Genomic DNA, 14,308 nt, shown 5'->3' with positions numbered 1-14,308 from the left:
GGGATCGGGTAGCCAATTCGAAACACCAGTTCGGAGGCGTTGGACATGATACCGGTTCGGGGAGTGGAAGGGCAATGCGTGGCGGTGCTGGGCCTGGGGCGGTCGGGGCTGTCGGCGGCGCGGGCGCTGCGGGCGGGCGGCGCGGACGTGCTGTGCTGGGATGACAACCCGGCGGCGCGGGAGGGCGCGGCCGAGGAAGGGTTCGACATCCGGCAGTTTCGCTCGGCGGAGGATTTTGCCGATGTCGCCGCGCTGATCGTAAGCCCCGGCATTCCGCATCTCTACCCTGAGCCCAACAAGATCGTGGCCGCCGCCCAGGAAGCGGGCGTGCCGGTGGACAACGATATCGGCCTATTTTTCCGGTCGCTGGCGACGAATGAGTGGGACAGTTTCGACGCGCCGCCACGGGTGATTGCCGTGACCGGGTCGAACGGGAAGTCGACGACCTCGGCGCTGATACACCACATATTGCAGGAGGCGGGGCGCGAGGTGCAGTTGGCCGGGAATATCGGGCGCGGCGTGCTGGATATCGACCCGCCCGGGGATGGCGGCGTGGTGGTGCTGGAACTGAGCAGCTATCAGACCGAGCTGGCGCGCGCGCTGACGCCGGATGTGGCGGTGTTTACCAACCTCAGCCCCGATCACCTGGACCGGCATGGCGGGCTGGGCGGCTATTTCGCGGCCAAGCGGCGGCTGTTCGCGGAAGGCGGACCGGACCGGGCCGTGATCGGCGTGGACGAGCCCGAGGGGCTGTTCCTGGCGGGGCAGTTGGCAGAAGGGCCGGGCGACGACCGGGTGATCCGGGTGTCGGTGGACCGCAAGCTGACCGGGCCGGGATGGCAGGTCTTTGCCCGCAAGGGGTTCCTGTCGGAATACCGCAAGGCGCGGCAGGTGGGGTCGATCGACCTGCGGAAGATCAAGGGCCTGCCGGGGGAGCACAATCACCAGAACGCCTGCTGCGCCTTTGCCGCCTGCCGGACGCTGGGGCTGAACCCCAAGGTGATCGAGGGCGCGATGCAGACATTCGCGGGCCTGCCGCATCGCAGCCAGCTGGTGGCCGAGAAGGACGGCGTGAGTTTCGTCAACGACAGCAAGGCGACGAACGTGGACGCCGCGCTGATGGCGCTGCTGGCGTTCGACCGGATCCGCTGGATCTGTGGGGGGCTGGAGAAAGAGGGCGGGTTGGCCGGGCTAAAGCCGGGCCTCGAGCACGTGACCAAAGCCTATGTCATCGGGCGCGAGGCGGCGGGGTTCGCGCTGCAGCTTGGCGATGTCGATGCGGAGGTCTGCACGACGATGAGCCATGCGGTGATGCGGGCGATGGAGGATGCGCAGCCCGGCGAGACCGTGTTGCTGGCACCGGCGGCGGCGAGTTTCGATCAATATGACAGCTTCGAGCGGCGAGGCGAGGACTTCATCGCGGAGGTCAAGGCGCGGCTTTGACGGGGCGCGCCTAGAGGGAGGTGCCCCCGGGTCAAGCCCAGGGCAGGCAGGGTCAAGCCCGGGACGGGGTGGTTCTGGTGTGAGCGTCGCGCCGGCGAGGGGCCAGCCCCTCGCGCTCCCCGGAGTATTTCTGGAACAGTGAACGTGTTGCGGCGTCAGGTGGTGGCGGCGATGGCGGTGCCGGCGGCCCAGCCGGAGGACCAGGCCCATTGGAAGTTGTAGCCGCCGAGCCAGCCGGTGACGTCGACGGCCTCGCCGATCATGTAGAGGCCCGGGACGTCGCGGCTTTGCATGGTCTTTGACGAGATGCGGTCGGTGGCGATGCCGCCCAGGGTGACCTCGGCGGTGCGGTAGCCTTCGGAGCCGGTGGGCTTGAGATGCCACTGGCGCAGGGCGTCGGTGATTTCCGCGAGCCGGGCGTCGGACTGGTCGGCAAGATTGCCCGAAAGGGACAGCGCGGGGGTGAGGTGCTCGACGAGGCGGGCGGGCAGGTGGCGGGCAAGCTCGGTGGTGAGGGCGCGGCGGCCCTGGGCCTGGCGCTGGGCGCGGAGGGTGTCGTAGAGGCTGGCGTCGGGGTCGAGGTCGAGGGTGATGGCCTCGCCTTCGTGCCAGTAGGAGGAGGCTTGCAGGATGGCGGGGCCGGAGAGGCCGCGATGGGTGAAGAGGACGGCCTCGGCGAAGCTGGTATCGTTTGCCGTCACGCGGGCGGGGGCGGCGATGCCGGAGATGGGCGCGAAGCGCTTGTCGGAGAAGGTGAGCGGGACGAGGGCCGGGCGCGTGTCGGTGACGGCATGGCCGAACTGGCGGGCGATGTCGTAGGCGAGGCCAGTGGCGCCCATGGCAGGGATGGACTTGCCGCCCGTCGCCAGCACGAGGTTGTGGGCGGTGACGATGTGGCGCGTGCCTTCGCGGTCGAGCGTGACGTTGAAGTGGGTGCCGTCATGGGTGATCTCGCCCACGGTGGTTTGCAGCCAGAGGTCGGCGCCGACCGCCGCAATCTCGTCGCGCAGCATCTGGATAATCTGGGGGGATTTGCCGTCGCAGAAGAGCTGTCCCAGCGTCTTTTCGTGCCAGGTGATGCCGTGGTGGGCGAGAAGGTCGATGAAATCCCACTGGGTGTAGCGGCTGAGCGCGGATTTGTGGAAATGCGGGTTCTGGCCGAGAAAATTGCCGGGCGCGGTATGCAGGTTGGTGAAGTTGCAGCGCCCGCCGCCGGAGATGCGGATCTTTTCGCCGGGGGCGCGTGCATGATCCACGACAAGCGTCTCCGGCCCCGAATGAGCCGCGCACATCATGCCGGCGGCGCCGGCGCCGAGGATCAGGGTGATGACGTTCATGCCGTTCCCGTGCCCCAGCGAAGGACGGGCGTCAAGATGGCGGTGCTGGGTACGGTGCCTGTCATTGGAACATGGGGCGCTTGGCGGGGTTGACGTCTCGCAACCCAATACGAGTGGAGGAGTCACATGAATATCCAGACAAAACCCGACGTGCTGACTGCTCAGGACGAGTATCCGACCCGCGTACCGGGCGAGGAACGACTGAGTGAGCGCAAGGACCCCGTGCTTTGGTCCGACTGGTCTGAAGACGCGCCGATCGCCAAGGAGGAGGCGGAGCACTATGCCGAGCACGGTTTTCTGGTACGGCACGATATGTTCGAGAAGGACGAACTGGCACTGCTGACCGAAACCGCGGACAAGCTGCGCGAAGGCGGCGGGGACATTCCCGACGACGACCTGATCCGCGAGCCCGACAGCGAGGCGGTACGCACCGTCTTCCGCCTCGACGACCACTCCAAGGCATTCCGCCGTCTGGCCTGCGATCGCCGCCTGGCTGGCGTGGCCGAGTTCCTTCTGGGCGACCAGGTGTACCTGCACCAGTCGCGCCTGAACTACAAACCGGGGTTCGCCGGCAAGGAGTTCTACTGGCACTCGGATTTCGAGACCTGGCATGCCGAGGACGGGATGCCGCGGATGCGCGCGGTGTCGGCCTCGGTGCTGCTGACGCCGAACGGGCCGCACAATGGCCCGCTGCTGCTGGTGCCGGGATCGCAGAACGTGTTCATCAGCTGCGTGGGCGAGACGCCCAAGGACAACCACGAGACCTCGCTGAAAGAGCAGAAGGTCGGTGTGCCGCAGCCCGAGACGATCGACCGGATGGCGCGGGAGGCCGGTGGCATCGCGTCGGCGCAGGGGGACACCGGTACGGTGATCTTCTTTGACTGCAACACGCTGCACGGCTCGAACGGGAACATCACGCCCGATCCGCGGGCCAATGCGTTCTTTGTCTACAACGCGATGTCGAACGCGCTGACCCGGCCTTATGCCGCCCGTGGTCCGCGGCCCGACTTCCTGGCCAACCGCGCGACGCCCGAGGCGATCCGCACGGTTTCCGGCAATCTGAACGGGTAAAGGCGACCCGGTGGGATGCAGAATGCTTCCCACCGGGCAAAACTGCTGCTATACTGGACCGAACGCCCCCGGCAAAAGAGGGGCAAGAGGCAGTGTTCGGCGGATTCAAATGACAGAAATGGTGTATGGTGCGGCCCCCGTGCAGGGCGGCGAACCGATCCTCCCCAAATGGTGGCGGACCCTCGACAAGTGGTCGATTTCCTGCGTGCTGATCCTGTTCGGGATCGGGCTTCTGCTGGGGCTGGCGGCCTCGGTGCCGCTGGCGGAAAAGAACGGGTTCGAGCAGTTTCATTACGTGAAACGGCAAGCGGCCTTCGGCTTCATGGCATTGGGGGCGATGCTGCTGACGTCGATGATGAGCCCGCTACTGGTGCGGCGGTTGTCGGTGCTGGGCTTCGTCGTGGCGTTCCTCGCGATGGCGATGCTGCCGTTTTTCGGCACGGATTTCGGCAAAGGGGCGGTGCGGTGGTACAGCCTCGGGTTCGCCAGCCTGCAACCCTCTGAATTCCTGAAACCCGGTTTCGTGGTGGTGACCGCCTGGATGCTGGCCGCGAGCAAGGAGATCAACGGACCGCCGGGGGTGCGGCTGAGCTTTGTCCTGGCGGTGATCATCGTGGCCCTGCTTGCGATGCAGCCGGATTTCGGGCAGGCGTGCCTGGTGCTCTTCGGCTGGGGCGTGATGTATTTCGTGGCCGGGGCGCCGATCGTGCTGCTGGTGCTGATCGCGGGGATCGTGGTGTTCGCGGGCTCGCTGGCCTACTCCAATTCGGAACACTTCGCGCGGCGGATCGACGGGTTCCTGAGCCCGGACGTGGACCCCAATACGCAGCTGGGCTTTGCCACCAACGCGATCCGCGAGGGCGGGTTTTTCGGCGTGGGCGTGGGCGAGGGGTCGGTGAAATGGTCGCTGCCCGACGCGCATACGGATTTCATCATCGCCGTGGCGGCCGAGGAATACGGGCTGATCCTGGTGCTGGCGATCATCGTGCTTTACGCCAGTATCGTGGTGCGGTCGCTGAGCCGCCTGATGCGCGAGCGCGATCCGTTCATCCGGCTGGCGGGCACGGGCCTTGTGGCGATGTTCGGCGTGCAGGCGATGATCAACATGGGCGTCGCTGTGCGGCTGTTGCCGGCCAAGGGTATGACCCTGCCATTCGTGAGCTATGGCGGCTCGTCGCTGATCGCGACGGGGATCGCGGTGGGGATGCTGTTCGCCTTTACCCGCAGCCGTCCGCAGGGCGAGATCAACGACATCCTGAGGGCGCGTCCGAGATGAGCGAACGTTCCCCCCTTCTGGTGATCGCGGCGGGCGGCACGGGTGGGCACATGTTTCCCGCGCAGAGCCTGGCCGAGGCGATGCTGCGGCGGGGCTGGCGGGTGAAGCTGTCGACCGATGCGCGGGGCGCGCGCTATACCGGCGGCTTTCCGCATTCGGTCGAGATCGAGCAGGTGGCGAGCGCGACCTTTGCCCGGGGCGGAATTTTCAACAAGCTGGTGGCGCCGTTTCACATCCTTGGCGGTGTGCTGGGCGCGACGTTGCGGATGCTGCGCGACAGGCCCGCCGTTGTTGTGGGCTTCGGCGGGTATCCGACGATCCCGGCGCTGAGCGCGGCGATGATCCTGCGGCGGCCCCGCATGATCCACGAACAGAACGGCGTGCTGGGGCGGGTGAACAAGCTGTTCGCCAAGCGTGTCGACAAGGTGCTGTGCGGAACGTGGCCCACGGCCTTGCCCGAGGGTGTGGAGGGCACGCATGTGGGCAACCCGGTGCGGCTGGCGGTGCGTGAGCGCGCGGGCGCGGGATACATTCCGCCGGGCGATTACCCGATGTCGATCCTGGTGATCGGCGGCAGCCAGGGCGCGCGCATCCTGAGCGACGTGGTGCCGCCCGCAATCGCCAACCTGCCGATGGACGTGCTGCGCAACATCCGCGTCAGCCACCAGGCGCGCGACGAGGATGCCGAACGGGTGGCGAAGCTATATGCCGAGAACGGGATCGATGCCGACGTGCAGCCGTTCTTCCGCGACGTGCCGGCGCGGATGTCCGAGGCGCAGCTGGTGATCAGCCGGGCGGGGGCGTCTTCGGTGGCCGACATCTCGGTCATCGGACGGCCCGCGATCCTGATCCCCTTTGCCGCCGCCACGGAAGACCACCAGGCGGCCAATGCCAAGGGACTGTCCAAGGCCGGGGGCGCGATCGTGATCCCGGAATCGCGGCTTGAGGTCGACGCACTTTCGGAGCAGATAGCCTCGGTGCTGACGAATCCCGATGGCGCCTTGCAGATGTCACGGGCGGCGCTGAGCGTGGGCATGCCGGATGCGGCGCAGGCGCTTGCGGATATAACAGAAGAACTGGCACGGAGCAGACAGTCATGAGGGACCTTTCATTCGAAGGAGCCAAACCGATGAACGCGGCATTGAAACTTCCGGGCGACGTGGGCCCCATTCATTTCGTGGGCATCGGGGGGATCGGCATGTCGGGCATTGCCGAGGTGCTGCTCAACCATGGCTATACCGTGCAGGGATCGGACCTGAAGACGTCGAAGATCACCGACCGGCTGGAAAAGGCCGGCGCGACGATTTTCGAGGGCCAGGCGGCGTCGAACCTGGACGACGCGCAGGTGGTGGTGATCTCGTCGGCAATCAAGCCGGGCAATGCCGAACTGGACGAGGCGCGGCGGCGCGGATTGCCGGTGGTGCGCCGGGCCGAGATGCTGGCCGAGCTGATGCGGCTGAAATCGAACGTGGCGGTGGCGGGGACACATGGCAAGACCACGACCACGACGATGGTCGCGGCGCTGTTGGACCATGGCAAGTACGACCCCACGGTGATCAATGGCGGGATCATTCACGCTTACGGCTCGAACGCGCGCGTGGGGCAGGGCGAGTGGATGGTGGTGGAGGCCGACGAGAGCGACGGCACCTTCAACCGCCTGCCCGCGACCATTGCCATCGTGACCAATATCGACCCCGAGCACATGGAGCATTGGGGCACGGAAGAGGCGCTGCACCAGGGGTTCCTCGATTTCGTGTCGAACATTCCGTTTTATGGCCTGGCGATCTGCTGCACCGATGATCCGGACGTGCAGACTCTCGTTGGCAAGATCAGCGACCGGAGGGTGATTACCTTCGGATTCAACGCGCAGGCCGACGTGCGGGCGATGAACCTGACCTACGAGGCCGGCGTGGCGCATTTCGACGTGGCGTTGCAGGCCGAGGGCAAGGTGATCGAAGGCTGCACCCTGCCGATGCCGGGCGACCATAACGTGTCGAATGCGCTGAGCGCGGTGGCCGTGGCGCGATCGCTTGGCATGAAGCTGGACGAGATCCGCGAGGCGCTGGCGGCGTTCGGCGGCGTGAACCGTCGATTTACCCGCGTGGGCGAGGTGGACGGGGTGACCATCATCGACGATTACGGCCACCACCCGGTGGAGATCGCCGCCGTGCTGAAGGCGGCGCGGCAGGCCACCAAGGGACGGATCATCGCGGTGCATCAGCCGCACCGGTATTCCCGCCTGCATTCGCTTTTCGACGATTTCTGTGCGTGCTTCAACGATGCCGACGTGGTCGCCATCGCCGAAGTCTATGCCGCCGGCGAGGACCCGATCGACGGGGCCACGCGCGACGATCTGGTGGCAGGACTGATTGCCCATGGCCACCGGCACGCGCGGGCGATCCTGGGCGAGGACGACCTTGTGCGGCTTGTGCGCGAACAGGCGAAACCGGGCGACATGGTGGTGTGTCTGGGCGCGGGTACGATCAGCGGCTGGGCGAACGGGTTGCCGGAAAAGCTGAAGGTTTGATGGTGGCGGTGGCCGGAATTCTCGGAAAATTCCGGGCCGGAAAATGCGCATTTTCCGGTACGTTTTTCGCGCGAAAAACGTACCCCGGAGGTCGGTCATGACACTTGTTGTCCTGTGCTGTCTCTGGGTGATCGCGGGCACGCTGGTGGCGATGTTGCCGATGCGGCATCAATACGCGCCGGGGATCTTTCTGCTGGCTCTGGCGCCGGTGCTGATCTGGCTGATCGGGCGGGATCACGGGGTCATCCCCGCCGCGCTGGCGGTGCTCGCGTTTTTGTCGATGTTTCGCAATCCGCTGCGCTATTTCACGCGGCGTCTGGCGGGGGAAAAACCGGAGGTACCTAAATGAGCATGTCCCTGGTCCTGTTCTTTATCTGGGCCGTTGCCGCGAATTTGCTGGCGATGATCCCCAGCCGCGACAACCATTGGCGCCGGGCCTATGTGCTGATCGCCATGGGCATTCCGCTGCTGGGCTACGTGACCTGGCAGAACGGGCCCTGGGTGGGGCTGTTGGTGCTGGCCGCGGGGATGAGCCTGTTGCGCTGGCCGGTCATCTATCTGGGCCGGTGGGCGCGCCGGGTCGCCGGAGGGAATGCGGACGGCGGTGGGAAGTGAGTATTTCCGGCAAGAAAAAGCATAATGTCCGCCTTTCGGTTCGGGGCGTAATCGGGCACAAGCTGGCGCATGAATGATCTTCCCCAACCCCGTGGCCGTCTGAGCGAGAAGCGCATGCTGGCCGATCTGACATGGCTGCGCGTGGGCGGGCCGGCGGATTGGCTGTTTCAGCCGGCGGACCTTGAGGATCTGGCCGCGTTCCTGCGCGATCTGCCAGCCGGAATGCCGGTCTTTCCGATGGGGGTTGGCAGCAACCTGATCGTGCGGGACGGGGGCTTGCGCGCCGTGGTGATCCGCCTGGGGCGCGGGTTCAATGCCATCGAGGTGGACGGCACGCGCGTCACCGCCGGGGCGGCGGCGCTGGATGCGCATGTGGCCCGGCGCGCGGGCGAGGCGGGGGTGGACCTGACCTTTCTGCGCACCATCCCCGGTGCCATCGGCGGGGCTGTGCGGATGAACGCGGGATGCTATGGCAGCTACGTGGCGGACCATTTCGTCGAGGCCGAGGCTGTGAGCCGGGCGGGCGAGGTGGTGACGCTGACCGCCGAGGACCTGAAGTTCCAGTACCGCCAGACCGATCTGCCCGAGGGCTGGGTGATCACACGCGCCACGTTCGAGGGCGGAAAGGGTGATCCCGACGAACTGGCTTCGCGGATGGCGACGCAGCTGAAAAAGCGCGACGAGACGCAGCCGACCAAGGACCGGACGGCCGGAAGCACGTTTCGCAATCCGGCCGGGTTTTCCAGCACCGGGCGGGCCGACGACACCCACGAGTTGAAGGCGTGGAAGGTGATCGACAACGCCGGGATGCGCGGCGCCGCGCGGGGCGGGGCGCAGATGAGCGAGAAGCATTCGAACTTCCTGATCAACACCGGGGGCGCCACGGCGGCGGACCTGGAAGGTTTGGGCGAGGAGGTGCGAAAAAAGGTTTTCCAAGACAGCGGAATAGAGTTACATTGGGAAATCATGAGGGTCGGCGAAACGGCCCCTCCCGCGGATTGAGGCGGACACAATAAAACAAGGGTCGATAACGACCCGGGACATTGAGGCAGTAAGGTGGTTTCTTCGAGCGGAAACGCCCCGACTGTTGCGGTGATTATGGGTGGCCCCTCGGCCGAGCGCGAGGTGTCGCTTTCGTCAGGACAGGAATGCGCCGCAGCACTCCGGGAGGCAGGCTATGAGGTGGTCGAGGTCGATGCCGGCCGCGACCTTGCCGTGGTTCTGGCCGATCTCAAACCCGACGTGGTGTTCAACGCCCTGCATGGCCGCTGGGGCGAGGATGGCTGCGTGCAGGGGATGCTGGAGTGGATGCAGATCCCCTATACCCATTCGGGCGTTCTGGCCTCGGCGCTGGCGCTGGACAAGCAGCGGACCAAGGCGGCCTATCGTGCCGCGGGCCTGCCGGTGGTCAACAGCGTCATCGTGGACAAGGACGAGGTGGGAAAGGCGCATGTGATGCCGCCCCCTTACGTGGTGAAGCCCAATAACGAGGGCTCGTCGGTGGGCGTCTATATCGTGCACGAGGCCGCGAACGCGCCGCCGCAACTGTCCGAGGACATGCCGCAAACCGTGATGGTCGAAGCGTTCGCGCCTGGGCGCGAACTGACGACCTCGGTGATCGGCGACCGGGCGCTGGGGGTGACGGATATCATCACCGATGGCTGGTACGATTATCACGCGAAATACGCCGCCGGTGGGTCGCGGCACGTGATCCCGGCCGACATTCCTCAGAAAATTGCCGATGCCTGCGAGGATTATGCGCTGCGCGCCCACGCGGTGCTGGGATGCCGCGGGCTGAGCCGCACGGATTTCCGCTGGGACGAGGCGAAGGGGCTGGAGGGGCTGATCCTGCTGGAGACCAATACCCAGCCCGGAATGACTCCGACCTCGCTGAGCCCCGAGCAGGCGCAGGCGGCGGGCATGAGCTTTCCGCAATTGTGCGACTGGCTGGTGAAGGACGCGTCATGCAACAGGTGAAACCATTGGAGCCCAAGGCCGATCCGGCGCCGTCGCGGTGGTCGTACCGCTATCAGCGGCTGATGCTGACGCCGCTTTTCCGCAAGCTGTTGCGGGTGGGGGTGCCGTTCTGCCTGATCATCGGCCTCGGCACGGCGTATTTTTCCAACCCCGAGCGGCGCGAAGCGATCGCACTGGCGGTGATCGATCTGCGCGAGCAGATCGAGACACGGCCGGAGTTCATGGTGAACCTGCTGGCGGTGGAAGGCGCGAGCGCGACGGTCGAGGAGGATATCCGCGAGATCTTCCCACATGACCTGCCGGCCAGTTCGTTCGACATCGACCTGGACGCGGTGCGCCTGTCAATTGCCGGTCTGCCGGCGGTTGCCAGTGCGTCCGTCCGGGTGCGGCAGGGCGGCGTGCTGGTGGCGTATGTGCAAGAGCGCCAGCCGGTGGCGATCTGGCGGTCGCGCGATGGCTTGGGCGTGGTGGACATCGAAGGCGTGGTGATCGGCGATATCATGCAGCGCGCCGACCGCGCCGATCTGCCCGTGATTGCCGGCAAAGGCGCGACCGACGCCGTCCCCGAGGCGATGGCGATCCTGCAGGCGGCGGCGCCGCTGCGGTCGCGGCTGCGCGGGCTGGTGCGCATGGGCGAGCGGCGGTGGGACGTGGTGCTGGACCGCGGCCAGCGCATCCTGCTGCCCGAGACCGATCCGGTGCGGGCGCTGGAGCGGGTGATCGTCTTGGCCGAGGTGCAGGACATGCTGGAGCGTGACCTTGCGGCGGTGGACATGCGCCTGGCCTCCCGGCCGACCATAAGAATGAACGAAAACGCGGTGTCCGAATGGTGGCGCGTGACAAAAATGACCGTAGGGGCGGAAGAGTGACATGATCGAGCTTTATGAATCGCAAAGGGCGATGCGGAACATGCGCCGGGCGGCGATGCAGCGCGGTGTCGTGGCGGTTCTAGACGTGGGCACGTCCAAGATCGCCTGCCTCGTGCTGCGCTTCGACGGCAGCGACCGGCTGCGTGAAACCGAGGGTGTGGGCGCGTTGGCGGGCCAGGCCGGGTTTCGTGTGATCGGGGCGGCCACGACGCGGTCGCGGGGCGTGCGCTATGGCGAGATCACCACGATGACCGAGACCGAGCGGGCCATTCGCACAGCCCTGCAGGCCGCGCAGAAGATGGCCAATATCCGGGTCGATCACGTGATCGCCTGTTTCTCGGGTGCCGAGCCGCGCAGCTATGGGCTGGCCGGGCAGGTGTCGCTGGAAGCCAGCACCGTGTCCGAGCAGGACATCAGCCGGGTGCTGTCGTCCTGTGACGTGCCCGATTTCGGCGAGGGTCGCGAGGTGCTGCACGCCCAGCCGGTGAATTTCGCGCTGGACCACCGCTCGGGCCTCAGCGACCCGCGGGGGCAGCTGGGGCAGGACCTGGCGGTGGACATGCACATGTTGACGGTCGATGGCACGGCGATCCAGAACCTGGCGCATTGCGTCAAGCGCTGCGACCTTGAGCTGGCGGGGCTGGCCAGTTCGGCCTACGTGTCGGGCATCTCGGCGCTGGTCGAGGACGAGCAGGAGCTGGGCGCGGCCTGCATCGACATGGGCGGCGGAAGCGCGGGCGTGTCGATCTTCATGAAGAAACACATGATCTATGCCGACTCCGTGCGGATCGGTGGCGAGCACGTCACCGGCGACATCTCGATGGGGTTGCAGGTGCCGCACGCCACCGCGGAGCGGATCAAGACATTCTACGGCGGCGTGGTGGCCACGGGCATGGACGACCGCGATATAATCGAGATTGGCGGCGAGACTGGCGACTGGGAACATGACAGGCGGACGGTAAGCCGCGCGGAACTGATCGGCATCATGCGCCCGCGGGTCGAGGAGATCCTGGAAGAGGTGCGCGCGCGGCTGGATGCCGCCGGGTTCCAGCATCTTCCCAGCCAGCAGATCGTGCTGACCGGCGGCGGCAGCCAGATCCCCGGACTGGACGGGCTGGCGACGCGCATCCTGGGACAGCAGGTGCGGCTGGGACGGCCCCTGCGGGTGCACGGCTTGCCGCAGGCGGCGACGGGGGCGGGCTTTGCCAGCGCCGTGGGGATGTGCCTGTTTGCGGCGAATCCCCAGGACGAATGGTGGGACTTCGAGATTCCGGTGGATCGCTACCCGGCACGATCCCTGAAAAGGGCGGTAAAATGGTTCAAGGACAACTGGTGATCGCAAAATCTGGGGGTTTCGGCGAAATCCCGCGTGAAAGCGCGAAAAAAGACCCATATTTTGTGGTATTTTCGTGTTTTTTGGGTGACGTAAGGGCGCCGGGACGGTACTGTTAATACAATTTAGGCGGATCAAGCCTGCGCGAGGCGGGCACAACAGCAGGCAAAGAAGGCGGAGCTATGACACTTAACCTCAGCATGCCAGGTCAGGGACAGGACCAGGAACTCAAGCCGCGCATCACCGTTTTCGGTGTCGGCGGGGCAGGCGGCAACGCCGTCAACAACATGATCGAGAAACAGCTGGAAGGCGTCGATTTCGTCGTCGCCAACACCGATGCGCAGGCGCTGTCCCAGAGCAACGCGCCGAACCGGATCCAGCTGGGTGTGAAAGTCACCGAAGGGCTGGGCGCCGGCGCGAAAGCCGCCGTGGGTGCCGCAGCCGCCGAAGAGAACATCGAGCAGATCGTCGACCAGCTGGCCGGCGCGCACATGTGCTTCATCACCGCCGGGATGGGCGGAGGCACGGGCACCGGCGCGGCCCCGATCATCGCTCAGGCAGCGCGTGAACTTGGCGTGCTAACCGTCGGTGTCGTCACGAAACCTTTCCAGTTCGAAGGCGCCAAGCGGATGCGCCAGGCCGAGGAAGGCGTCGACACGCTGCAAAAGATGGTCGACACGCTGATCATCATCCCGAACCAGAACCTGTTCCGCCTCGCGAACGAGAAGACGACCTTCACCGAGGCGTTCTCGATGGCCGACGACGTTCTGTACCAGGGTGTGAAGGGCGTGACCGACCTGATGGTGCGCCCGGGCCTGATCAACCTCGACTTTGCCGACGTTCGCGCGGTGATGGACGAGATGGGCAAGGCGATGATGGGCACCGGCGAGGACGACGGCGAAGAGCGCGCCATCCAGGCTGCCGAGAAGGCGATAGCGAACCCGCTGCTGGACGAGATCAGCCTGCGCGGGGCGAAAGGTGTCCTTATCAACATCACCGGCGGGCACGACCTGACGCTGTTCGAACTGGACGAAGCGGCCAACCGCATCCGCGAGGAAGTGGACGCCGACGCCAACATCATCGTGGGCAGCACGCTGGATCCGACGATGGAAGGCTTCATGCGCGTGTCGGTCGTGGCCACCGGCATCGACGCCAGCGACGAAAGCAAGGAAATCCCGGTGCCGCGCCGCAAGCTGGCAGAGCCGCTGAAGCCGGCCGAAGAGGTCGAGATCGAGGCGGTCGAGACCTACGAGGAAACGGTCGAGCCGGCAGCGGAGCCTGTCGTGGCGGCTAGCACCGAGTCTGCGGACGAACCCAGCCTGTTTAATGCCTTCGACGCGCAGCGCGCGGCGGCGGAAGAGCAGATGGAAGAGATTTTCGACGCCGAGGGTAGCGACCGCGACGTGCCGCCGCCGGCATATACGCCGCGCCCCGAGCCCGAAACCTTCGTGGCGCAGGCGGAAGAGCCCGAGACCTTCGTTGCGCCGAAGGCGCCTGCGCCGGGCACCCCGTCTCAGGACGCGCTGGCCCGGCTTCAGGCTGCGGTGCAACACCGTGGCAGCGGCACGCCCCAGCGGCAGGCGCCGACACCAGCAGCGGCCCCGGAACATGCCGCCGAGAGGCCGCGTTTCGGTATCAACTCGCTGATCAACCGGATGACGGGCCACGGCGCGGAAGGCGCACAGCAACCGCCGCGCCCGGCGCGCCAGCAACCTCCGATGCAGGCCACGGCGCCACAGCCGGAGGTGCGTGACGAGCGCGAGGAAGAGGACGACCAGATCGAAATTCCCGCCTTCCTGCGCCGCCAGGCGAACTGAGCCGGACAACAAATCAACCAGTAAAAGGGCCGCGATCCGCGGC

General features: G+C 66.2%; 13 protein-coding genes. 12 read left to right on the top strand and 1 reads right to left on the bottom strand.

Features of this window, described 5'->3' with window-relative positions:
* Nucleotides 1-45: 45 nt before the first annotated feature.
* A complete protein-coding gene (gene murD / locus RBB31_RS18025; RefSeq protein WP_306130644.1) occupies nucleotides 46-1,443 on the top strand; it encodes a UDP-N-acetylmuramoyl-L-alanine--D-glutamate ligase in 1,398 nt (465 codons plus the stop codon).
* A 155-nt stretch (nucleotides 1,444-1,598) separates the two neighbouring features.
* Here the strand turns inward: murD and RBB31_RS18020 are convergent, their stop codons facing one another.
* Nucleotides 1,599-2,780 carry an NAD(P)/FAD-dependent oxidoreductase gene (locus RBB31_RS18020; RefSeq protein ID WP_306130643.1) on the bottom strand — a complete coding sequence of 394 codons (1,182 nt, stop codon included), beginning with the start codon at nucleotides 2,778-2,780 and terminating at the stop codon, nucleotides 1,599-1,601.
* Between the two features lie 126 nt (nucleotides 2,781-2,906).
* Between RBB31_RS18020 and thpD the strand changes: the two genes are divergently transcribed.
* The 11 genes from thpD to ftsZ all read left to right on the top strand — a co-directional run bounded on the left by thpD (nucleotide 2,907) and on the right by ftsZ (nucleotide 14,265).
* The gene (gene thpD, locus RBB31_RS18015; RefSeq protein WP_306130642.1) at nucleotides 2,907-3,851 is read left to right on the top strand and encodes an ectoine hydroxylase; all 945 of its coding nucleotides are present in this window, start codon (nucleotides 2,907-2,909) and stop codon (nucleotides 3,849-3,851) included.
* A gap of 109 nt (nucleotides 3,852-3,960) precedes the next feature.
* On the top strand, nucleotides 3,961-5,127 hold the full coding sequence (gene ftsW / locus RBB31_RS18010; RefSeq protein ID WP_306130641.1) for a putative lipid II flippase FtsW: 1,167 nt from the start codon (nucleotides 3,961-3,963) through the stop codon (nucleotides 5,125-5,127).
* Entirely contained in the window at nucleotides 5,124-6,227 is a 1,104-nt protein-coding gene (locus tag RBB31_RS18005) for a UDP-N-acetylglucosamine--N-acetylmuramyl-(pentapeptide) pyrophosphoryl-undecaprenol N-acetylglucosamine transferase (protein WP_306130640.1), read from the top strand. The genes ftsW and RBB31_RS18005 overlap by 4 nt, the downstream gene beginning before the upstream one ends.
* 29 nt (nucleotides 6,228-6,256) lie before the next feature.
* Nucleotides 6,257-7,654, top strand: a complete 1,398-nt coding sequence (gene murC / locus RBB31_RS18000; RefSeq protein ID WP_306130686.1) for a UDP-N-acetylmuramate--L-alanine ligase — start codon at nucleotides 6,257-6,259, stop codon at nucleotides 7,652-7,654.
* 97 nt (nucleotides 7,655-7,751) lie between these two features.
* The gene (locus RBB31_RS17995; RefSeq protein ID WP_306130639.1) at nucleotides 7,752-8,003 is read left to right on the top strand and encodes a DUF2484 family protein; all 252 of its coding nucleotides are present in this window, start codon (nucleotides 7,752-7,754) and stop codon (nucleotides 8,001-8,003) included.
* Nucleotides 8,000-8,269 (top strand): DUF2484 family protein, encoded by a 270-nt coding sequence (locus RBB31_RS17990; RefSeq protein ID WP_306130638.1) that lies wholly within the window; start codon nucleotides 8,000-8,002, stop codon nucleotides 8,267-8,269. The genes RBB31_RS17995 and RBB31_RS17990 overlap by 4 nt, the downstream gene beginning before the upstream one ends.
* Before the next feature lie 69 nt (nucleotides 8,270-8,338).
* Entirely contained in the window at nucleotides 8,339-9,271 is a 933-nt protein-coding gene (gene murB / locus RBB31_RS17985; RefSeq protein WP_306130637.1) for a UDP-N-acetylmuramate dehydrogenase, read from the top strand.
* A gap of 96 nt (nucleotides 9,272-9,367) precedes the next feature.
* On the top strand, nucleotides 9,368-10,246 hold the full coding sequence (locus RBB31_RS17980) for a D-alanine--D-alanine ligase (RefSeq protein ID WP_306130636.1): 879 nt from the start codon (nucleotides 9,368-9,370) through the stop codon (nucleotides 10,244-10,246).
* The gene (locus tag RBB31_RS17975) at nucleotides 10,234-11,115 is read left to right on the top strand and encodes a cell division protein FtsQ/DivIB (protein ID WP_306130635.1); all 882 of its coding nucleotides are present in this window, start codon (nucleotides 10,234-10,236) and stop codon (nucleotides 11,113-11,115) included. Before RBB31_RS17980 ends, RBB31_RS17975 begins: the two co-directional genes overlap by 13 nt.
* A gap of 1 nt (nucleotide 11,116) precedes the next feature.
* The gene (gene ftsA, locus RBB31_RS17970; RefSeq protein ID WP_306130634.1) at nucleotides 11,117-12,451 is read left to right on the top strand and encodes a cell division protein FtsA; all 1,335 of its coding nucleotides are present in this window, start codon (nucleotides 11,117-11,119) and stop codon (nucleotides 12,449-12,451) included.
* Between the two features lie 179 nt (nucleotides 12,452-12,630).
* A complete protein-coding gene (gene ftsZ / locus RBB31_RS17965; protein WP_306130633.1) occupies nucleotides 12,631-14,265 on the top strand; it encodes a cell division protein FtsZ in 1,635 nt (544 codons plus the stop codon).
* Nucleotides 14,266-14,308 lie beyond the last annotated feature (43 nt).

Source organism: Roseovarius sp. MMSF_3350 (genome assembly GCF_030733425.1).
Taxonomy (GTDB): Bacteria; Pseudomonadota; Alphaproteobacteria; order Rhodobacterales; family Rhodobacteraceae; genus Roseovarius.
The sequence above is the reverse complement of the archived record's forward strand: the minus strand, read 5'-3'. Positions and strand labels throughout refer to the sequence as shown.